Below are 21,316 nucleotides of genomic sequence, written 5' to 3' on the forward strand. Positions count from 1 at the left end.
CAACCGGCCGCGATTCCGGGATAATCGCTGACGCTTGGTGATCCGCCCATGTTCGAAATCTCCCTGCACACGCTGGTATCGCTGATCGCCTTGGGCATGGCGCTGGCTTTTCTGAGCGTGGACGCGGCCTCGCGCACCTCGCAGGCACTGGCGGTATCGCTGGGCGCCACCGGCGTGGCCATCTTTCTCAATGTGTCGCTGATCGATCTGGCTGCACGGCCGCCCGCGTGGTCGGGCTGGCTGGCGATTCCCGAGTCGCTGGCGCTGATGGCGATGCTGGAATGGTTGCTGCGCGTGCGCCGCACCTTGCCGGCGGCGGCCAATCTCAACACCCGGTTCGGTGATCGCACCTTGCGCGTCGGGCAGATCAGTGCGGCGCTGTACAGCGTGTTTGCGATCCTGGCGCCGGAGCTGCGCGTGCAGTATTTCTTCCGCGCAGCGATGCGGCCCGAATCGTTGCAGGACTGGCAGTTCTGGCTGTTCGCCGCGCCCATCGAGATCGCGGCGCTGACCGGTCTGGTGGGCATCGTGCTGCTGCTGCGGCGGCGGCCGGATCGCATCGAGAAGCTGCGCGTGCTGGCGATGGCATTTGCGGTGCCGTTCTTTCTGATGGGCTTCGTATTGCCGCACGATCTGGCGGCGGTGAGCTGCGTGATCGGCGAGATCATTCTGCTGATCGGCTCGGTGCATTACTACATGGCGCAGGGCCAGCGCGGCCAGTTCATGGCGCGCTTCCTGTCGCCGGACGTGGCGCGGCTGGTCGCCGAGCGTGGGCTGCAACGGGCGATGCAGGAAAACCAGTTGGAGATCACCGTGGTGTGCGCCGATTTGCGAGGCTTCAGTCCCTTTGCCGCCACCCATCCTTCGGCGGACGTGCTACGGGTGCTGCGCGAGTACTACGACGCCGTTGGCGAGGTGGTGGCCGCGCATGGCGCCACCATCAAGGATTACGCCGGCGACGGGGTGCTGGTGCTGGTCGGCGCGCCCCTGCCGATGGCAGACCACCCTGCACGCGGGATCGCGCTGGCGCGACAGATTCGCAGCGCCTGCGAACGCCTGGCGACGCAATGGCGTCGCGAGTCTTGGGATCTGGGCATCGGCGTCGGCGTGGCCAGCGGGACCGTCACCGTCGGCATCATCGGTTCGGCGGCGCTGGAGTACACCGCGGTCGGTCCGGCGGTGAACCTGGCGTGCCGCCTGTGCGAGCAGGCCGCGCGCGGCGAGATCCTGATCGCCGAGCGCACGCGCCAGCTGGCTCCCACCGAAGCCATGGAACCGCGTCCGCCGCTGACGGTGAAAGGGTTCGCCGAGCCGGTCGGTCTGTATGCCGTCCCCGCATGATGGCCGCGATTCCGGTCGACTGGTTACCCAGCCAACTGGTGGCCCTGGTGAGCCTGGGCATCGGCGCCGCCTTCATCAGCGCCGATTATCGCGCACCGACCAGTCGTGCGCTGGCGCTGGCCTTCGTCGCATTCGGCATCGCGGTGGGCCTGAGCCTTCCGCTCAGCGGTGGCGACGGACCGGTGCCGCTCGCGGGGCGCTGGCTGGCACTGGCCGACGCGGTAGCGGTGATGGCCTCGCTGGAGTGGGTGCGCCGGGTACGCCGTACCATCGACGCCGAGCATCTGCATGTGAGCTTCAGCGACGCGCTACTGCGCACCGGCCAGTTCGCCGGCCTGCTGTTCGGCGTCGCCGGGGTGGCGTTGCCGGAGTTGCGGCGTGACGAATTTCTGGGCGCGGTCAACGATCTCGCCGCGCTGACGCGGCCGGGCTTCTGGATTTTCGGCGGACCCTTGCTGGTCGCGATCTTCGCCGGAGCCACGGCCACCGGTCTGCTGCTGATGGCACGACCCGACCGCTCCGAGCGTATCCGCATTGTGGCGGCCATCGTAGGCTTTCCGCTTATCGTGATCGGACTGCTGGTGCCGGCCAAGGTCGGCGCATTGCTGATGGTGGCGGGGCAGATGGTGTTCCTGATCGGCGCCATGCAATACCTGATGGTGCAGGGCGAGCGCGGCCAGTTCCTGGCGCGTTTCCTATCGCCGCAGGTGGAAAAACTGGTGCGCGAGCGCGGCCTCAAGCACGCGGTACAGCACCGCACGGTGGAGATCACGGTGGTGTGTTCCGACCTGCGCGGCTTCACCGCGTTCGCGCAGGCGCATCCCTCGTCCAGCGTCATCAAGACCCTGCGCGAGTATTACGACGAGGTCGGTAAGGTGGTGGCCGAGTTCGGCGGCACCGTCAAGGACTACGCCGGCGACGGTATCCTGATCCTGGTCGGCGCGCCGTTGCCGGTGGCGCATCACGCGCGCTGCGGCATCGAGATGGCGCGGCGCATCCGCACCGTCGGTGGCGCGGTGACACGACGCTGGAGCACCGCGCAATATCCCCTGGGTATCGGCGTGGGCGTGGCCAGCGGCCTGGTGACGGTGGGCATCATCGGCTCTGCCTCGCGTTGGGAGTACGCCGCCGTGGGCCCCGCTGTGAACCTGGCTTGCCGCTTGTGCGAAAGCGCCCAACACAATCAGGTGCTCATCGACGCGCGCGCGGTGGAAATGGCCGGCAAGGCGGACCTTCAAGCGCATGCGCCACTGCGGATCAAGGGTGTCGAAGAGGAAGTGCCGGCATGGTCGTTGCCGGAATCAGACGCGTAGGGGATTGGTAGTCGCCTTCAAAGACGCCTGCGCGCCCCGCGGACGGCGACGCCGTGGACCGCGAAGGGGAAGGAATCGATCGTTCAAAGCTCAGAAGCGGTAATGCAGGCCCAGCCGCAGAATCGGCCACAGGTCGTAATCCTGGGCATCGTCTTCCAGGTTCTGCCGTTCGCGATCCAGCTCCGCGCGAAAAACCTGCGCTTGTGGCGAGTTGCCGGTCACGTCAAAACTCTCGACACCATTCGGGTCACAGCCCGGATTGGCGGTGGCGTCACAGGCGCGACCGCGCGGCACCGCGAGCGCCACTTCCGGGTTGTCGGTGAACAGCACGCCCAGATCGAAGCTCATGCCGAAGCTGCGAGTGCCCGCAGTGCCGCCCCAGCCCAGCCCCAGGTAGGGCGCGCCGCTGCCCAGATCGAGATCGCCCAGCAACAGCACGTCGCCGGTGTAGGTGCGCTCGCCGATGTCGTAGTCATCCCGGCCCTGGGCTTCCAACTCCAGATCCGGCGTGCCGGTGTAGTAGCCGGCGGAGATGCGAAAGCCGCCGCGAAACGGCTTGAAGTCCGCCAACAATCGCCCGGACGAGAATTCCAGATCGGCGTCGTAGTCGATACCGTCCTCCTCGCGGTCCAGCGACAAGCTGCCGAAGTCGTAGCCCGCACGCAGGTCCAGATAAGCGTTCAGCGGCAGCGCATAGTCCACCCCGAGGCCACCGGTGCCGACGCTGAGGCCAAAGGCCCCCGCATGTAGTGATGATTCTTCCGCTATCGCCTTAGAGGCAGACAGTGCCCATAGGACAAGCATGCCGGCCACCTTGCTCGCTCCGCTGCTCATGTGCCCCCTTGATTGGGTCAGGTGATCGTTCCGGGCCCTGCAGCGAGATGTAGCACAATGCGCGCCCTTGCCCTAGTGACAACGCCCGTCGTGTCTGAATCTCTGCCCTTGCTGCGCCTCAACCCCAATGCCGAACGGCGCCTGCGTGTGGGCCATGCCTGGGTGTTCAGCAATGAGGTCGACACCACCCGCACGCCGCTCAAGGGGCTGACGCCGGGGCAGCTGGTCAACGTGGTCGATGCGCGGGCGCGAAGTGTCGGCACCGCCTATGTCAATCCGAACAGCCTGATTGCCGCGCGCCTGCTGACGCGGCATGCGGATGCGGTGATCGACCTCGACTGGGTGCTACGGCGTCTCACCGTGGCGCGCGATCTGCGCGATTCGATTTACCCCGAACCGTTTTACCGACTGGTCTACGGCGAGTCCGACGGCCTGCCCGGTCTGGTGGTGGACCGCTACGACGACGTGCTGGTGATGCAGGTCGCCACCGCGGGCATGGACCGCCTGCAGCCGCTGGTGGTACAGGCGCTGCAAAGCCTGTTCGAGCCCCGCGGGATACTGCTGCGCAACGACGGCGGCGCGCGCGAGCTCGAAGCGCTGCCTGCGACGGTGAAGACGATGGGCGAGGTGCCCGACAAGCTGCAGGTGATCGAGTCCGGGGTGCGCTTCGAAGTGCTGGCGCGCAGTGGCCAGAAGACCGGCTGGTTCTATGACCAGCGCGATAACCGTGACCGCCTGGCGCGCTACGTGCGCGGTGCCCGGGTGCTGGACGTGTTTTCGTACGTCGGCGCATGGGGCGTCCGCGCGCTGGCGGCGGGCGCGCAGTCCGTCACCTGCGTGGACAGCTCCCAGGTAGCGCTGGACCTGGCGCAGGCCAACGCGCAGCTCAACGGATTCGAGCTTGAAGCCCGCCGCGGCGACGCACTGGACCAACTCAAACTGCTGCGTGCCGAGGGTCGCCAGTTCGACGTGGTGGTGGTGGACCCTCCGGCGCTGATCAAGCGCAAGAAGGACCACGAGGCCGGCCTGGAGCACTACGCCGCGCTCAACCGCGCGGCGCTGCAGGTGCTGGCGCCCGGCGGCACCCTGGTGGCCTGTTCTTGCTCCTTTCATCTGGCGCCGGAAGATTTGCAGCGGGTGCTGCTGCGCGAGGTACGTCACGCGCAGGGGCGGCTGATGATCCTGGAGCAGGGCGGGCAGGGACCCGATCACCCGGTACACCCGGCGATCCCGGAAACCCGCTATCTCAAGGCGTTCTACTGCCGCCTCGCTTGAGCTGGTAACTGGAAACCGCCAACTGGAAACCGCTTCCGAATGCTCGTTCACCCCAACTTCGACCCCGTCGCCCTGGACCTGGGTCCGGTGCAGATTCACTGGTACGGCCTGACCTACCTGATCGCCTTTTACGGCTGCTGGTGGCTGGCGATCCAGCGCGGCAAGGCCCGGCATATGCCGTTCGCGGCGCCGGCGGTGTCGGATCTGCTGTTTTTCGTGGCCCTGGGCGTGATCCTGGGCGGACGCATCGGCTATACCTTGTTCTACAACCTGCCGAATTTTCTGGCCGATCCCATCGAGATCTTCCGCATCTGGAAGGGCGGCATGTCCTTTCACGGGGGATTGCTGGGCGTGGCGGTGGCGGTGTGGTGGTACGCGCGCTCGCGCAAACTGACCTTCTTCTATGTGATGGATTTCGTCGCGATCGTGGTGCCGTTCGGTCTGCTGATGGGCCGTATCGGCAATTTCATCAACGCAGAACTGTGGGGCGCCCCGTCCAGCCTGCCCTGGGCGGTGGTGTTTCCGACCGATCCCGAAGGTGTGCCCAGACATCCCAGCATGCTCTACGAAGCCTTCCTGGAAGGCGTGGTGATGCTGGCCATCCTGTGGTGGTTCACCTCGCGGCCGCGTCCGGCGGCGTCGGTGTGCGGCCTGTTCATGGTGCTCTACGGCGTTTTCCGCTCGCTGATCGAATTGGTGCGGGTGCCGGACGCGCATATCGGCTACCTGGCCGGCGGCTGGGTCACCATGGGCATGGTGCTGTGCGTGCCGATGATGCTGGGCGGTACGCTGCTGATGGCCTGGGCCTACCGACGCGCGCCCGCGGCCTGAATTGCCGCACTGCGGCATAGACCGCTACACTTTCGTGCTTGATTCGGGCCCGTTCAGCCGGCCCGCTGTCTCGCTCTTTCCAGGCTTTTCGGCAAGCACACCACAGGAATCTTTGGCCATGGCGGTTGAACACACCCTATCGATCATCAAACCCGACGCGGTTGGCAAGAACGTGATCGGTCAGATTTACAGTCGTTTCGAGCAGGCCGGCCTGCGCGTGGTGGCGGCGCGCATGTTGCACCTGACGGAAAAGGACGCTGGCGCGTTCTACGAAGTGCATCGCGAGCGGCCTTTCTTCAAGGATCTGGTGAGTTTCATGACCAGCGGACCGGTGATGGTGCAGATACTGGAAGGCGACAATGCCGTGACCAAGCATCGCGACATCATGGGCGCCACCAATCCCAAGAATGCTGCGCCGGGCACCATCCGCGCCGATTTTGCCGACTCCATCGACGAGAACGCCGTACACGGCTCGGACAGCGCCGAGAACGCAGCGCGCGAGATCGCATTCTTCTTCCGCAGCACGGAGTTGTGCCCGCGGACGCGCTGAAAGCCGGGAGACGGGAGACGTGAACCGAGAGACGAACATGGCAGAACGGTGGGAGGGCGCGAATGCGCCCGTCTCCCGTCTCCCGTCTCCCGTCTCCCGGGTCAACCTGTTCGGCATGGATCGCGAGCGCCTGCGTGCCCGCTTCGCCGAGATCGGCGAAAAGCCCTGGCGTGCCGATCAGATCATGCAGTGGATTTACCGGCGCGGCGTCGACGACTTCGGCGCGATGAGCAATCTGGCCAAGGACCTGCGCATGCGGCTGGAAGCGAGTTGCCGCGTCGCGCCGCCGGAACTGCTGGGCGAGCAAAAGTCGGTGGACGGTACGCGCAAGTGGGTGCTCAAGGTCGGTGGTGGCCAAGCCATCGAAACCGTGTTCATTCCCGACAAGGAACGCGGCACGCTGTGTATTTCGTCGCAGGTCGGCTGCGCCATGGACTGCTCGTTCTGCTCCACCGGCCAGCAGGGCCTCAATCGCAATCTGGACACCGCGGAGATCGTGGCGCAGGTGTGGTTCGCCGCCAAAGCCTTGGGCGGAAATTTCCAGACCGAACGCGTCATCTCCAACGTGGTCTTCATGGGCATGGGCGAACCCCTGGCCAATTACGGCGCCGTGCTGCCGGCGGTGAAGATCCTTCAGGACGATTTTGGTTTTGGCCTGAGCAAGCGCCGCGTTACCGTGTCCACTTCGGGTCTGGTGCCATTCATGGACCGGCTGCGCCAGGACGTGGACACCGCACTAGCGGTGTCCTTGCACGCGCCCGACGATGCACTACGCGACGAGCTGGTGCCGATCAACCGCAAGTACCCGGTGGCCGAATTGATGGACGCCTGCCGCCGCTACACCGCGGGGCGCGACCACAAGATGCACATCGTCTACGAATACGTGATGCTGGACGGCGTCAACGACTCGCCGGCGCTGGCGCGCGACCTGGCCAGGCTGCTCAATGGGATGCCGGCCAAGGTGAACCTGATCCCGTTCAATCCGTTTCCGGAAACGCGCTACCGGCGCAGCAAACCGGAAGCCATTGACGCCTTCGCCGGTATTCTTCGCGGCAAGAACATTCTGGCCACGACGCGCAGGACTCGCGGCGACGATATCGATGCGGCCTGCGGCCAACTCGTCGGCAAGGTCCACAACAAGCAGAAGCGGCGTTTGTCGGACATCCCCGTGAGGGCAGCGTGAGTGAGTGGCGTACCATCGGCCTGAGCGTGGTTCTGCTATGCGCGCTCGCGAGTGCCGGCTGCGCTCGCGTCACCACTTCCGAACGCGCGCCGCCGCCGCCGCGTGCGCCCGCGGACATGGAGGAAGCGGCACGCGTGAACACCGAACTGGGTGTGGCCTACGCCCGCGAAGGTCAGTTCGATGTGGCGCAGGAAAAGCTCGAGCGCGCGCTGCAGCAGAACGGCAATTACGCGCCGGCGCATTCGGCTCTGGCCATCGTCTACCAGCAGCGGCGTGATCCGATTAAGGCTGAGGAGCATTTCCAGCGCGCGCTCAAGCTCAACCCACGCGACCCTCACACGCGCAATAATTTCGGCGTGTTTCTGTGCGGTCAGAAACGTGTCGACGACGCCGAGGCGCTGTTTCTGCAGGCCGCCGCCGACCCCGATTACCGCGAGCCCGAAGCGGCATTCACCAATGCCGGTGTCTGCGCCCGGCGGATCCCCGATCTGGACCGCGCCGAGCGGCACTTTCGCGAAGCGCTCGCGCTCAAACCCGATTTTGCCGAAGCCCTGGCGCAGATGGCGTCGTTGTATTACGAGCGTAAGGACTACCTGCGTGCGCGGGCCTTTCTGCAGCGCTACGAGCGGGTCGGGCCGCCGACTGCGGCGACCCTGTGGATCGGCGCCAAAGTGGAATTCGCGCTGGGCGACGAACTGGCCGCCAGCGACTACGCCCAACGGCTCAAGTCGGCATTTCCCGAGTCCGAAGAGCATCTCAACATCGCGCCTCGACCTGCCTCATGAGTCCCGAACAAACGCCACCTCCACCTCCCGCCATTTCCTACGGCAGCCCTGGCTCCGCCATCCGTGCCGGCCGCAAGCGCGTGGGCATGTCCATCGAGGAGCTGGCTTCGCGTACGCGCCTGGCCAAAGCGACCCTGGAAGCGATGGAGGCCGATGCGTTCGACCAGTTGCTCGAACCGGTTTACGTGCGCGGCTACTACCGCAAGTGCGCGCGCATCCTCGATCTGGCCGAAGACCCGCTGATCGAAGCCTACGAATCGATGTACACACCGCCACCCAAGCCGGCGCCGCCGGCGCGGCTGCGGCTGGCCTCCGGCGGCGATCTGGGAACGTCGACGCGATTGCCGCGCAGACTGGTGGTCCTGGCGCCGCTGGCCGCCATCGTCATCTCGATCGTCGTGTGGGTGTTGCGCGACACCGCGCCGACCTCGTCAGTGCCCGGCGAATCGACGGTGACCCTGATCGACCCACTCAGTGGCGAGGCCGTGGTGTCCGACACCATGCCGCCCATCGATGCCCCGCTGGAAGCAGAAGCCGGCGTGCCGGTGACGGGCACGCCGATCGATCCCGCTGTCCCGGCCCCGACCGGTGCAGCACCGGATGGGGCCACTACTGCGGTGGCCCCGCAGGCGTCCGTACCGCAGTCGGCTGAATCGACGACAGCCGGCAGCAGCGCCGCTGCGCCCGCCGAGACCGCGACTGCAGCGACCGCCACGCCGGTGGGGACCAAGCTGGTCCTGGTGTTCGATGCCATTTCCTGGGCGCGGGTGGAGGACGCCAGCGGGCGTTCGATGATCTCCGGCGTGATCGCTGCTGGCGAGCGGCGCGAACTGGATGGTCAGCCGCCGTACTCGGTGTTTCTGGGCAACGCCCCAGGGGTGAAAGTGGAGTTCGGCGGCCAGCCGGTGGATTCCAGTCCCTACGTCAAGGGCAATTCCACCGCGCGGTTCAGCGTGCCGCCGGCCGGTGGCTGACGACAGACGCCCACCATGGCAATGAAGGCCCAGCACGTGATCGAGCGGCGCCAGACGCGCAGCATCCGCGTGGGCCGTGTCACCGTGGGTGGTGACGCGCCGATCTCGGTGCAGACCATGACCAACACCGATACCGAAAATGTCGAGGCCACCGTCGCGCAGATCCGCGCGGCGATGAAGGCCGGTGCGGACATGGTGCGGGTGTCGACGCCGACCATTGCCGCCGCCGAAGCCTTCGGCAAGATCAAGAAGGAAGTCGGCTACGTGCCGCTGATCGCGGATGTGCACTTCAACTACAAGTGCGCGCTGAAAGCCGCGGAAATGGGCGCGGACTGCCTGCGTATCAACCCGGGCAACATCGGTTCGGATCGCAAGGTCGAGGAAGTGGTCGCCTGCGCCCGCCACCACGGCATCCCGATCCGCATCGGCGTCAACGCCGGTTCGCTCGAAGGCGACCTGCAGGAAAAATATGGCGAGCCGAATGCAGACGCACTGGTCGAATCTGCGCTGCGCCACATCGAGATCCTCAAGCGCCACAACTTCGAGGACTTCAAGGTCTCGCTGAAGGCCAGCGAGGTCTTCATGACCGTGCAGGCCTACCGCAAGCTGTCGAAGCTGATCGATCAGCCGCTGCATCTGGGCATCACCGAGGCGGGTGGGCTGCGCAACGGTTCGGTGAAGTCGGCGATCGGCCTCGGGATGATTCTGGCCGACGGCATCGGCGACACCCTGCGCGTGTCGCTCGCCGCCGATCCGGTCGAGGAAGTGAAGGTCGGCTGGGACATTCTCAAATCCCTGCACCTGCGTTCGCGCGGCATCAACCTGGTCGCCTGCCCGAGTTGCTCGCGGCAGAACTTCGACGTGGTGAAAGTGGTGAACGAGCTCGAATCGCGCTTCGAGGAGATCGAAGAATCGATCGATCTGGCGGTGATCGGCTGCGTGGTGAACGGTCCGGGCGAATCGCGCGAGGCGGCCATCGGCGTCGCCGGCGGCTACCCGAATTCGATCTATGTCGACGGGCGGATTGCGCACAAGGCGCACAACGACGTGCTCGTCGACACGCTCGAAAAGCTGGTGCGCGAGAAGCTCGCGGCGCGCGCGGCGGCGAAAGCCAGCGCATGAAGGTCCAGTCGATCCGCGGCTTCAACGACGTGCTGCCCGCCGACTCGGCGCTCTGGCAGCACCTGTTCGACACCGCGCGTAACCTGTTCGAGGCCTACGGCTACCGTGAGATGCGCATCCCGGTGGTCGAGTCGATCGCGCTGTTCAAGCGCGCGGTCGGCGAAGTCACCGATGTGGTGGAGAAGGAGATGTACGCGTTCGAGGATCGCGGCGGCGAGCACATCGCGCTGCGTCCTGAATTCACCGCCGGCGTGGTGCGCGCCGGCATCGAGCATGGGCTGTTTCACAACCAGCAGCAACGCGTCTGGTGCGCCGGTCCGGTGTTCCGCTACGAGCGCCCGCAGGCCGGCCGCTACCGCCAGTTCCATCAGCTCAACGTCGAGGCCTACGGCATTCCCGGTCCGGACGTGGACGTGGAACTGATCGCGATGACCGCGCGGCTGTGGAAGGCGCTGGGCTTCCGGAATCTACGGCTGGAGCTCAACTCCCTAGGTGGGCCGGAGACGCGCACGCGCTACCGTGCGGCGCTGGTCGGGTTCCTGTCGCGGCACGAGGCGAGCCTGGACGAGGACTCGCGGAAGCGTCTGCAGACCAATCCGCTGCGGGTGCTCGATTCAAAAGTGCCGGCGACACAGAGCATCGTGAAGGACGCGCCCAGCATTCTCGATTACCTGGATGCGGATTCCGCTGCCCATCTCGACGGTCTGCGCCAGGGATTGAGCGATCTGGACATCGCGCATCACGTTAACCCGCGCTTGGTGCGCGGACTCGATTACTACACCAAGGGGGTGTTCGAGTGGATCACCTCCGAACTCGGTGCGCAGGGAACGATTTGTGCTGGCGGGCGCTATGACGGGCTGGTCGAACAGCTCGGCGGTTCGCCCACGCCCGCGGTGGGCTGGGCGGCCGGGGTAGAGCGCCTGATCCTGCTCCTGCAAAAGCTCGGCACCGCCCCGCTCGCAGCCGAAGCGGACGTGTACGTCTGTTGCTTCGGCGAGCAGGGCGAGCGCGCGGGCCTGGCGCTGGCCGAAGCTGCACGCGATGCGCTGGGCCAGAAAGCGCGTGTGGCGCTCAATGTCGGTGGGGGCAAGCCTGGTGCGCAGTTCAAGCGCGCCGACAAGTCGGGCGCTCGCGTCGCCCTGGCGATCGGCGACGACGAAGTCGCTGCAGGCACCGTTCAAGTAAAATTTTTACGCGAGGACCGTCCGCAGGTCGCCGCGACACGCTCGGAACTGGCCGCCCTGCTGGCGAGTCTGTTCCCTCCCAAGCACGCATAACCAGACCAAGGCGCGACCGTGGCGACTCACATAGACGACGAAGAAGATCTCGAAAAACTCAAAACCTGGTGGAAGGAAAACTGGATCGCGCTGGTCGGCGGGCTGGCGATCGGGTTTGGGGGTATCGGCGGCTGGGAGGGTTACAAGCGCTGGCGCGATGCCAAGGCCGAGGATGCCTCGCAGATGTACGAGGACATGCGCAAGTCCGTGGACGCCGACCGGCTCGACGATGCCGCTGAGGTGGCCGACGCGCTCGCCGCCAAGCATGCCAGCAGCCCGTACGCGGCGGCGGCCGCGCTGGTGTTGGCGCAGCGTGCGGTGCGCGACGACAGGCTCGACCAGGCTGCCGAGCGTCTGGCCTGGGTGGCAGAGCACTCCGGCGACGAGCCGCTGGCCGGCATTGCGCGGCTGCGCCACGCGCGGGTACTGCTGGCCAGTGGCAAGCATGACGCTGCGCTCCAGGTTCTGGACGCTGTCGGCGACGTCTATGCCGGTCTGCGCGAGGAATTGCGTGGCGATATTCATCTCGCCAGGGGCGATGCTGCGAGTGCACGCAGCGCCTACGAAAAAGCCCTGGCGGCGACCGACCCGAGCGGCGCGGGCCGCAGTCTGTTGCAACAGAAATTCGAAAACCTGACGGTTGCGAGTAGCGCCTCATGAACCCTGTCACAAACCCCAACCTGATCCGCGGCGCCGTATGCCTGAGCGTCGTGCTGGCGCTGGTGGCCTGCTCGGGCAAGAAAAGCTCGGTGCGCGAGCCGATGCCGCTGCAGGACATTTCCAATTCCGAGCTCAAGCCCAAGGCGGTCTGGCGCGCGCGTGCCGGCAGCGGCAGCGACGGCCACGTATCGGGCCTGCGCCTGCAACTCGAACCCGACGCGCTGTACACCGCAGACGTCGACGGCCGCGTGTTCGCCTACGCCCGCGACAGCGGAAAGCTGCTGTGGCGCGCCGATACCGATTCGCGCGTCATCTCCGGGCCCACCGTGTCGGGCGACACCGTGCTGCTGGGCACCCTGGATGCCGAAGTCATCGCGCTGCAGCGCTCCGACGGCAGCGAGCAGTGGCGTCAGACCGTGTCCAGCGAGGTCATGGGTCCGCCGGTCGCCGAGGGCGATACCGTGGTGGTACGGTCGGTGGACGGTCGCGTGTTCGGGCTCACCTCGGCGCAGGGCCAGCCGGTGTGGAACTTCGATCGCGGCGTGCCCAGTCTGGTGTTGCGCGGCAATTCGGCGCCGCTGGTGGGTGGTGGACGCGCCATCATCGGCATGGACAACGGCCGCGTTGCCAGCCTCAACCTGGCCGATGGCCTGCCGCAGTGGGAGCAGGTGGTGGCGGCACCTTCCGGGCGTACCGAGCTGGAGCGCATCACCGACGTCGACGGCGATCTGATCGATACCCAGACCTGCGTCGTTGCCGCCAGCTTCGGAGGCGAACTGGCTTGCCTGAATTTCGAATCCGGGCAGGTGCAGTGGCGTCGCGCCATCCGCAGCTACGCCAACATGGCGGTGTCCGCCGACAAACTGTTCGCCAGCGACGAAGCCGGCGTGGTGTGGGCGCTGGACCTGGCCACCGGCGCGGCGGCCTGGAAGCAGGAAGGTCTGCAGTACCGCAGCCTGTCCGGTCCGGCGTACTACAACGGCCACGTGGTGGTGGGCGATTTCGAAGGCTACCTGCACTGGCTCGATCCCGGCACCGGCACCGTGGTGGCGCGCACCCGCGCCGGCTCGGATCCCATCCTGATGGCGCCGGTCGCCGACGAAGAGCGCCTGTACGTGACCAACGCCTTCGGTCGCATCACCGCTTTCGAAACGCGTAGCGACGGATCGTAGGCTCTTGATGTCCACCGGCCTGCCCGTGATCGTCCTCGTCGGCCGGCCCAATGTCGGCAAGTCGACCCTGTTCAACCGCCTCACCGGCACCCGCGACGCGCTGGTGGCGGACTTTGCCGGCCTGACCCGCGACCGCCAGTACGGCTGCGGCAGTTTCGAGAACCGACGTTTCGTGGTGGTGGACACCGGGGGTCTGATGCCGGAGTCGGCGGACCCGTTGGCCGGCCTGGCCGAAGACCAGGCGCGCCTGGCCCTGGAAGAGGCCAGCCATATTCTTTTTCTGACCGATCTGCAGGCCGGACGCCATGCCTCCGACGCCGAGATCGCGCGCCTGCTGCGTCGTACCGGCAAGCCGCTGACCTTGCTGGTCAACAAGGCCGAAGGCCACCACAAGCCCAGCGCCGCCAGCGAGTTCTACGAACTCGGCCTGGGCGAGCCGCTGCCGGTGTCGGCGCAGCATGGCGATGGCATCGCCGCGTTGCTGCGCAACATTCTGGCCGACGTGGCGCCGGTGGAAGAACAGCCGCTGAACGACGACGAGGTGCGCGTGGCCATCGTCGGCCGGCCCAACGTCGGCAAGTCCACCTTGGTCAATCGCCTGATCGGCGAGGAGCGCGTGGTCGCCGCCGACCAGCCCGGGACCACGCGCGATGCCATTCGCGTGCCGTTCGAGTACGAGGGCAAGGCCTTCGTGTTGATCGACACCGCCGGCGTGCGACGCCGTTCGCGCGTCGAAGAGGTGATCGAGAAGTTTTCGGTCATCAAGACCCTGCAGGCGGTGGAGCAGGCGCACGTGGTGATCGTGGTGGTGGACGCGCAGCACGACATCGGCGAGCAGGACGCGCGGCTGATGGGTCTGGTTGCCGAGCGCGGCCGTGCCATGGTGCTGGCGGTCAACAAATGGGATCACCTGAAGTACGACGAACGCGATCAGGTGCGTTACCAGGTTGGGCTCAAGATGCCCTACCTCGACTACGTGCCGGTCCATTACATCTCCGCGCGCCACGGGTCGGGCCTGGGCGAGCTGATGATCGATGTGCAGCAGGCCTTTCTGGGCGCCACCATCGAGATGCCGACACCGGAACTGACCCGCATCCTCGAGCGCTCGGTGGATGCGCACAACCCGCCGGCGGTGCTGGGCCGGCGCATCAAGCTGCGTTATGCCCATCAGTCGGGCAGCAACCCGCCCAAGGTGTTGATCCACGGCAACCAGACCGAAAAATTGCCGGTCGCCTATCGCCGCTATCTGGTCAACGAATTCCGCGCGGCCTTCAAACTCAAAGGCGTGCCGCTGCAGGTCGAGTTCAAGACCGGCGACAATCCGTTCAAGGACAAGAAGAACAAGCTCACCCCGCGGCAGATCGCGAGTCGCAAGCGGATGATCGATCGCTGGCACTGAAGGTCGTCGCCGCCATCGTGCACGGCGCACTCACGAATCCTGTCGACCGCGACCCGGCTCCGCATCCGACTCTCCTGCCATCAGGCCAGGTCGGGCACAGAACGCCAACAACCGTGTCGTGGTGCAGGTCGCCCCGCGGCGAGGTCGGCTGTCGGCAAGGTGGCGCGAACCCGCCATCGACGAGGTCGGACCGGCCGCCGGTTTCTTCCATCAGGCAAGGACGGCGGCCACGGGCCGCCCTACGGGGGTCGTGCGGAAACCGGGCACTTCGATGCGAGCGGCGGGATTCGCCGCCTGCTGCCGGTTTGCGAGCCTTAGTCGATGTACAGCGACGACACCGATTCTTCGGCGCTGACGGGGCGGGTATCGACGTGAGCGCCCCGTCGAGGGGCCCGCCGCAGGCGGGATCGACGGCAACGCGAGCGGCGGGGTTCGCCGCCTGCTGCCGGTTTGCGAGCCTCAGTCGATGTACAGCGACGACACCGATTCTTCGGCGCTGACGCGGCGAATCGTCTCCGCCATCAGTCCTCCGATCGAAAGCTGCCGGATCTTGGGGCAGGCCTCGGCGGCGGGCGACAGCGGAATGGTGTCGGTGACCACCAGCTGGTCCAGTCGCGAGTTCATGATGTTGGTCACCGCCGGGCCCGACAGCACCGGGTGGGTGACATACGCCACCACCTTGACCGCGCCGGCATCCTTGAGCGCACCGGCCGCCTGGCCGAGGGTTCCGGCGGTATCGACCAGATCGTCGACCAGCACGCAGGTCTTGCCGCGCACGTCACCGATGATGTTCATCACCTTGGCCTCGTTGGGGCGCGGGCGGCGTTTGTCGATGATGGCCAGGTCGGCGTCGTCCAGACGCTTGGCCACCGCACGGGCGCGCACCACGCCGCCGACGTCGGGCGACACCACGATGAGGTTGTCGTACTTCTGGCGCCAGATGTCGCCGAGCAGCACCGGGCTGGCATAGACGTTGTCGACCGGAATGTCGAAGAAGCCCTGGATCTGGTCGGCGTGCAGGTCCACGGTGAGCACGCGGTCGGCGCCGCACTCGCCGATCATGTCGGCCACCACCTTGGCGCTGATCGGCACGCGCGTGGAGCGCGGCCTGCGATCCTGGCGGGCGTAGCCGAAGTAGGGGATCACGGCAGTGATGCGGGCGGCCGAGGCGCGCTTGAATGCATCCAGCATCATCACCAGTTCCATGAAGTTGTCGTTGGTCGGCGCGCAGGTCGGCTGGATGACGAACACGTCCTTGCCGCGCACGTTTTCCAGGATCTCGATCTGCACCTCGCCGTCGGAGAAACGGCCGACCATGGCCTTGCCCAAGGAAATGCGCATGTAGTTGGCAATCTCCTGCGCCAGTTGCGGATTGGCGTTGCCGGTGAACAGCATCAAGGAGGATTCGGCCATCGGGGTCTTCGTGGTGAGCGTTGATCTTGCGTTGACGTCACACCCGCGCAGGCGGGAGTCCAGTGGTGAAACGCCGCGTCTGCCGCGAGGCGGGGCCCCGCGCATGGCTCTCGGGGACCTTGGTTCTCGCAAGCCGCTTCGCTGCTGACGAAAACGCAATGGCTGGGGCGCTAGGATTCGAACCTAGGAATGACGGGATCAAAACCCGTTGCCTTACCACTTGGCTACGCCCCACCGGTTATCTGCCGACAACGCACAAGATTATAGCCTCGACTGCGGGCCGCTTAGCCGGCGCGCAGGCGCGCAAGCGGCGATTCGTTGAGTCCGCGCGCGATGAAGCCGGACCAGTTCGCCGGCATCGCCGAACGCGCCATCAGCGCTTCCGGGCGCGAGGCGAACGCGGCGTACACCGAAGCGCCGGTGCCGGTCATCCGCGCGGGAGCAAACCGCGCCAGGCGCTCCAGCGCTTCGCCGACCTGCGGATGACGCGCGCGTGTGACCGGCTCGCAGTCGTTGCGGGTGCTGGATCCGGCGCGGAACTGGCGCAGGGTCAGGCGCGGCGTGTCGCGCTTGAGTTCGGGCGCCTCGAAGATTTCGCGGGTCACCACCTGCACCGGCGGCGTCACCACCAGGAACCAGGGTTCGGGCAATTCCAGATGGCTGAGCTTTTCGCCGATGCCTTCGGCAAAGCTGGCGTGGCCGTGGATGAAGATCGGTACGTCGGCCCCCAGGCGCAGGCCGATCGTGGCCAGCTCGTCGCGCGTCAGTCCCAGATTCCACAGGCGATTGAGCGCCACCAGGGTGGTGGCGGCGTTGCTGGAGCCGCCGCCCAGCCCGCCACCCAGTGGCAGGCGCTTCTCCAGGCGGATGTCGGCGCCCAGGCCGCAGCCGCTGGCCTGGCTGAGCAGGCGCGCGGCGCGCACGCTCATGTCGCGCTCCTGCGCGATGCCGGGGATCTCCGGTTCGCGCTGACACACACCGTCGCCGCGCGGGCGGATGAACAGGGTGTCGCCGTGATCGAGAAACTGAAAGACCGTCTGCAGCTCGTGATAGCCGTCGGCGCGCCGCCCGACCACGTGCAGGAACAGGTTGATCTTGGCGGGCGCCGGCCAGGGAAATTCGGCGGTCAGAGGGACTTCGGAAGGAAAGCGCGACATGTTCCGGCGCAGGAAGGTGGGGTTCTTAGTTGTCGGGCAGCACGTCGGCTGCCAGCTCGTCCGGCAGCGGCGCCAGTTCACGCCATTGGTCTGCCAGCACGATGACACGGGTGTTGCCGTCGCTGGCGTCGATGCGACGCGGCAGGGCAAGCAGCCCGCCCGGAAGATATTCGATGTAATCGAGTACCCAGCCATTCTGCTCGATCCGCAGCGCGCGGCCGGCGGCGTCCAGGCTGAGTTGGTGCGGCGCTGCCGGGTCGGGCAATCCCAGCGCCCACCAGCGCAGACCGCGCACCGGCAGCCGCACGCCGATCGCCTCCTGCAGCCAGATTTCGGGATCGGTGGTGACCTCGGGCTGATCCTGGCCGGTCCGCACCCGCACGCGCTCGGGCGTGCCCGACAACTCCGCCGCGCGCGCGCCGAAGGGGCCGGCCACGCGCATTTCGAAATGGTCGTCGGCGAACTGTTTCCAGCGCAGGTCGGCCTTGAAGCCCACCGCACTGCTGGCCACCCGGCCCTGCACCGTGAACGTGGTCACCACCGACAGCAGATTCGCGCGCTGCAGCCACAAGCGCTGCACCTGGCCGCCGCTGGCCGGCTCCGGCGGTGGCGTGCGCAGCAGCGCACAGCCGGGCAGCACCGCCAGACACACGGTCAGGACGAGGGCGCGGATCATGGGCTAGCGGGTCAGGCGGTCGACGGTTTCGCGCAGCACGCGATGATCGGGATCGCGCACCAGCGCCTTGTCCCAGACCTCGCGGGCGCGCTCCTGTTCGCCCAAGGTCCACAGCACTTCACCCAGGTGCGCGGAAATTTCCGGATCGTCGGCCTTGGCCAGCGCGCGTTCCAGATAGCCGCGCGCCTGCTGGGCCTGCCCCAGCTTGAACAGTACCCAGCCCATGCTATCGATCACGGCAGCGTCGTCCGGTTCCTGGCGCAGGGCCGCTTCGATGAGGCGGTGCGCCTCGTCGTAACGGTCGGTATTGACGGTGAGCATGTAGCCGAGCGCGTTGAGCGCGCGCGCGTTGTCGGGGTCGCGTTCCAGGATGCTGCGCAGGTCTTTCTCGGCGTCGGGGAAGCGACCGAGTTTTTCGAACACCAGCGAACGGCCGTAGAGCAGGGTGTCGTCGTCCTGGTTGTCCTTGAGCGCGGTTTCGTACACGCCCAGGGCAGCCTGGTCGAGGTCGGCCTCGACCAGCATCTCGGCTTCGGCCCGCGTCAGGCGCGGTCCCAGCGGCGGGAACTGCTGGCGCAACTGGTCGAGCAGGCCGCGGCCTTCGTCGACCTGGCCCAGGCGCGTCATCACCGCCGCCTGCCGCACCGCCGCCTCGATGGCCTGACTGCCGGTGACGACCTTGCGATACTGCTCCAGCGCCAGCTCGAAGTTGCCGCGCGCCTCGGCGATGCGGCCCAGCTGATACCAGGCGTCGCCGCCGCGATCAGGGTCGTCGGTCAGCGGATTGAAGTAGGCCTCGGCCGCGTCCAGCTCGCCGTCGGTGAACGACATGATGCCCAGCGCGTAGCGCGCGTCGGCATTGTCCCGGTTGGCGTCCAGCGCCGCTTCGATCTGCGTGCGTGCGTGCTCGCGATTGCCGGCGTCCAGCAGCAGTCGCGCATAGGTCATGTGGACCTCGCCGCGCTGCTCGTCGGTTTCGGCCTGTTTCAGCAGTTCCCGCACCAGGGGGTCGGATTCGTCGCTGCGATCGGCCCGCACCAGAACGCCGATCAGCAGCAGCGAGTAGTCGCGGGAATCCGGCCGCAGTTCAAGTGCGCGCCGCGCCGCAGATTCGGCCACATCCAGTTCCTCGAAGCGCAGTGCCACCAGTGCGCGCGCGTAGGCGGCGCCGGCCAGTTCAGGGTGATTGGCGGCCAGACGATCCATCATCTGCATCACCGCCGTGCCATTGTCGGCGTCGCTGGACAGCAGCAGCGCCACGTGGCGGAAACCGTCTTCCAGGCCGCCGGCATGGCCTTCGACGATCGCCAGGGACTGCGCGTACACCGTGTCCAGATCGCCTTTTTCCAGTGCCAGTCGCGCCAGCACCTCGCGCGCCTCCAGCGCGGTGGGCTCGATCTCCAGCCAGCGCTGTGCGGCGGACTCGGCGACCTGCAGATGCCCGGCGCCCAGCGCCAGCTGGGTGGCGCGTGCGGCCAGCGCGGCGTCCGGTTGGATCTGCAGGGCCTGCAGAAAGGCCTCGGCTGCGAGGCCGGGTTGACCGCGGCCGGCGGCCATCTCGCCGGCCATGATCTGGAACTGCACCTGGGTCTGCTGCGCGGGTGTCAGCGTCGAAGCGGCCGGAGCTTGTTCGTCGTCCGTCGCGCTGGCCGCCGAGTCGGACTCGGACTCGATATCGGGCCCGGACTCGGTCACGGACGGCTGCGCAGTGGGCGCCGCTTCGCCGGTGACGACCGGTTCGGCGTCCGCGCCGTCGGCTTGCAGCTGCGCGGTGGTCAGCGTGCACCCCAGGCACAGCGCGACGGATGCAAGGATCAAAAAACGAAATGACACGGAGGAATTCCTGCTCTCGAGGAGACATGCGTGGGACCTGCATATGGTATCCCGGTTCCGGTGCGTGCCCGCGCCGTTTGAGTCGGGATGCCCGCTTCGCGGAAAATGCCTGCAGCGAATCGTCCGTCCCGGCGGTTCGGTTGGGATAGCGATGGCCTTCATCACCCTGGGTCTCAGCCATCACAGCGCGCCGGTGGAGGCGCGCGAGCGATTGGCGTTCACCGATTCCGAGCTGCCGGCGGCGCTGACCCGCCTGCGGGCGCTGGCGGGTGTGGACGAGGCCGCCATCCTGTCCACCTGCAACCGCACCGAGATCCTCACCATCGCCGACCCCGACCATGCCCAGGTCATCGTCGACTGGTGGCGGCACGAATTGAACGCACCTGCGGGTCTGATCGAGCAGTTCGTCTATACCCATCGCGACCAAGCCGCCGTTCTGCACAGCCTGCGGGTGGCGTCGGGACTGGATTCGATGGTGGTGGGCGAGCCGCAAATCCTGGGGCAGATGAAGGACAGTTTTGCGCTGGCGTCGCAAACGCGCGCGCTGGGTCCGGTGCTGTCGCGCCTGTTCCAGCACGCGTTTGCGGTGGCCAAGCTAGTGCGCAGCAGCACTCAGGTCGGTGCGCACCCGGTGTCGGTGGCCTATGCCGCGGTGCAGATGGCGCGGCAGATCTTCGCCGACCTGAGCCGTCAGACCGCCTTGCTCATTGGTGCCGGCGAGACCGTGCAACTGATTGCGCGCCATCTGCGCGGACAGGGCATCGGCCGCATCGTGGTGGCCAACCGCAGCCTGGAACGCGCGGCGACGCTGGCGCGCGAGGTTCAGGGCTATGCCATCGCCCTGACCGATCTGCACAGCTACCTGAGCGAAGCCGACCTGGTGGTGTCGTCCACCGCCGCGCGCGAGCACGTGGTGGAGCGCGCGGCGATGGAGCGCGCCCTCAAGAAGCGTCGACGCAAGGCCGTGTTCATGATCGACCTGGCGGTACCACGCGACATCGATCCTGCCATCGGCGAGTTGGAGGACGTGTACCTGTACACGCTGGACGATCTTCGTAACGTCATCAGCGCCAACCTGCAGGCGCGCGCCGAAGCCGCCAAGCAGGCCGAGGTCCTGGTTGCGGAGTACGCCGGGCAGTTCGTGCGCTGGCTGGAGTCTCGCGATGCCGGCAAGCTGATCCGCGACCTGCGCGAGCGCGCGCGCCGGCAGCGCGACGAAGTGCTGGACAAGGCGCGCCGCAAGCTGGCGGTGGGCGCCACCCCCGAGGAGGTGATGGGTTTCGTGGCGGACACGCTGAGCAACAAGCTGCTGCACGCACCCAGCCACCGGCTGCGCAGTGCCGACGGCGTGGAGCAGGCGCTGCTGCTCAATGCTGCGCGCAAGCTGTTCGATCTGCCGGAGGACGAGCCATGAGGAGGGAAACGGGAGACGGCAGAGCTTGGATGACTCTGAGGCGGAAGCGGTTCTCCGCGGATCGACGCTTGTAGAGACGCGACTCCGCTTTGCTCAGTAGCTTGTAC

The 21,316-nt window shown here is 66.8% G+C and carries 19 protein-coding genes and 1 tRNA gene; 14 read left to right on the forward strand and 6 right to left on the reverse strand.

Annotated features, from left to right (window positions below; genetic code table 11):
• Positions 1–48: 48 nt before the first annotated feature.
• Positions 49–1,341 (forward strand): adenylate/guanylate cyclase domain-containing protein, encoded by a 1,293-nt coding sequence (locus ACOOHP_RS04085; protein WP_420465183.1) that lies wholly within the window; start codon positions 49–51, stop codon positions 1,339–1,341.
• Positions 1,338–2,654 carry an adenylate/guanylate cyclase domain-containing protein gene (locus ACOOHP_RS04090; RefSeq protein WP_420465184.1) on the forward strand — a complete coding sequence of 439 codons (1,317 nt, stop codon included), beginning with the start codon at positions 1,338–1,340 and terminating at the stop codon, positions 2,652–2,654. The genes ACOOHP_RS04085 and ACOOHP_RS04090 overlap by 4 nt, the downstream gene beginning before the upstream one ends.
• Before the next feature lie 90 nt (positions 2,655–2,744).
• On the opposite strand, the gene ACOOHP_RS04095 is transcribed toward ACOOHP_RS04090, so the two are convergent.
• Positions 2,745–3,488, reverse strand: coding sequence for a hypothetical protein (locus tag ACOOHP_RS04095; protein ID WP_420465185.1), 744 nt, complete (start codon positions 3,486–3,488; stop codon positions 2,745–2,747).
• Positions 3,489–3,578: 90 nt separating this feature from the next.
• Here ACOOHP_RS04095 and ACOOHP_RS04100 point away from each other — a divergent pair, with 90 nt between their 5' ends.
• The 11 genes from ACOOHP_RS04100 to der all read left to right on the forward strand — a co-directional run bounded on the left by ACOOHP_RS04100 (position 3,579) and on the right by der (position 14,716).
• Positions 3,579–4,763, forward strand: coding sequence for a class I SAM-dependent rRNA methyltransferase (locus tag ACOOHP_RS04100; RefSeq protein ID WP_420465186.1), 1,185 nt, complete (start codon positions 3,579–3,581; stop codon positions 4,761–4,763).
• 39 nt (positions 4,764–4,802) lie between these two features.
• Entirely contained in the window at positions 4,803–5,594 is a 792-nt protein-coding gene (gene lgt / locus ACOOHP_RS04105) for a prolipoprotein diacylglyceryl transferase (RefSeq protein ID WP_420465187.1), read from the forward strand.
• Positions 5,595–5,712: 118 nt separating this feature from the next.
• The gene (gene ndk, locus ACOOHP_RS04110; protein ID WP_420465188.1) at positions 5,713–6,144 is read left to right on the forward strand and encodes a nucleoside-diphosphate kinase; all 432 of its coding nucleotides are present in this window, start codon (positions 5,713–5,715) and stop codon (positions 6,142–6,144) included.
• A 37-nt stretch (positions 6,145–6,181) separates the two neighbouring features.
• Positions 6,182–7,327: a 23S rRNA (adenine(2503)-C(2))-methyltransferase RlmN gene (rlmN, locus tag ACOOHP_RS04115; protein WP_420465189.1), complete on the forward strand. Its 1,146-nt coding sequence runs from the start codon at positions 6,182–6,184 to the stop codon at positions 7,325–7,327.
• Positions 7,324–8,112 (forward strand): type IV pilus biogenesis/stability protein PilW, encoded by a 789-nt coding sequence (gene pilW / locus ACOOHP_RS04120; RefSeq protein WP_420465190.1) that lies wholly within the window; start codon positions 7,324–7,326, stop codon positions 8,110–8,112. Before rlmN ends, pilW begins: the two co-directional genes overlap by 4 nt.
• Positions 8,109–9,086: a helix-turn-helix domain-containing protein gene (locus ACOOHP_RS04125; protein ID WP_420465191.1), complete on the forward strand. Its 978-nt coding sequence runs from the start codon at positions 8,109–8,111 to the stop codon at positions 9,084–9,086. The genes pilW and ACOOHP_RS04125 overlap by 4 nt, the downstream gene beginning before the upstream one ends.
• Before the next feature lie 21 nt (positions 9,087–9,107).
• Positions 9,108–10,208, forward strand: a complete 1,101-nt coding sequence (ispG, locus tag ACOOHP_RS04130) for a flavodoxin-dependent (E)-4-hydroxy-3-methylbut-2-enyl-diphosphate synthase (RefSeq protein ID WP_420466942.1) — start codon at positions 9,108–9,110, stop codon at positions 10,206–10,208.
• Entirely contained in the window at positions 10,205–11,485 is a 1,281-nt protein-coding gene (gene hisS, locus ACOOHP_RS04135) for a histidine--tRNA ligase (RefSeq protein WP_420465192.1), read from the forward strand. The genes ispG and hisS overlap by 4 nt, the downstream gene beginning before the upstream one ends.
• Positions 11,486–11,503: 18 nt before the next feature.
• A complete protein-coding gene (locus ACOOHP_RS04140; protein WP_420465193.1) occupies positions 11,504–12,145 on the forward strand; it encodes a YfgM family protein in 642 nt (213 codons plus the stop codon).
• A complete protein-coding gene (gene bamB, locus ACOOHP_RS04145; protein WP_420465194.1) occupies positions 12,142–13,317 on the forward strand; it encodes an outer membrane protein assembly factor BamB in 1,176 nt (391 codons plus the stop codon). The genes ACOOHP_RS04140 and bamB overlap by 4 nt, the downstream gene beginning before the upstream one ends.
• A gap of 7 nt (positions 13,318–13,324) precedes the next feature.
• Positions 13,325–14,716, forward strand: coding sequence for a ribosome biogenesis GTPase Der (gene der, locus ACOOHP_RS04150; protein WP_420465195.1), 1,392 nt, complete (start codon positions 13,325–13,327; stop codon positions 14,714–14,716).
• Positions 14,717–15,175: 459 nt separating this feature from the next.
• On the opposite strand, the gene ACOOHP_RS04155 is transcribed toward der, so the two are convergent.
• The 5 genes from ACOOHP_RS04155 to ACOOHP_RS04175 form a co-directional block, all read right to left on the reverse strand.
• Entirely contained in the window at positions 15,176–16,129 is a 954-nt protein-coding gene (locus tag ACOOHP_RS04155) for a ribose-phosphate diphosphokinase (protein WP_420465196.1), read from the reverse strand.
• Between the two features lie 159 nt (positions 16,130–16,288).
• Positions 16,289–16,363, reverse strand: a tRNA-Gln gene (locus ACOOHP_RS04160).
• A 50-nt stretch (positions 16,364–16,413) separates the two neighbouring features.
• The gene (ispE, locus tag ACOOHP_RS04165) at positions 16,414–17,286 is read right to left on the reverse strand and encodes a 4-(cytidine 5'-diphospho)-2-C-methyl-D-erythritol kinase (RefSeq protein ID WP_420465197.1); all 873 of its coding nucleotides are present in this window, start codon (positions 17,284–17,286) and stop codon (positions 16,414–16,416) included.
• Positions 17,287–17,311: 25 nt separating this feature from the next.
• Entirely contained in the window at positions 17,312–17,962 is a 651-nt protein-coding gene (gene lolB, locus ACOOHP_RS04170) for a lipoprotein insertase outer membrane protein LolB (RefSeq protein ID WP_420465198.1), read from the reverse strand.
• A gap of 3 nt (positions 17,963–17,965) precedes the next feature.
• A complete protein-coding gene (locus tag ACOOHP_RS04175; protein ID WP_420465199.1) occupies positions 17,966–19,795 on the reverse strand; it encodes a tetratricopeptide repeat protein in 1,830 nt (609 codons plus the stop codon).
• A 151-nt stretch (positions 19,796–19,946) separates the two neighbouring features.
• Between ACOOHP_RS04175 and hemA the strand changes: the two genes are divergently transcribed.
• Complete coding sequence (gene hemA, locus ACOOHP_RS04180; protein ID WP_420465200.1) at positions 19,947–21,209, forward strand: glutamyl-tRNA reductase; 1,263 nt, start codon at positions 19,947–19,949, stop codon at positions 21,207–21,209.
• Positions 21,210–21,316: the final 107 nt, after the last annotated feature.

Origin of the sequence: Panacagrimonas sp., from assembly GCF_965216805.1 — a bacterium.
Classification (GTDB): Bacteria; Pseudomonadota; Gammaproteobacteria; order Nevskiales; family Nevskiaceae; genus Panacagrimonas.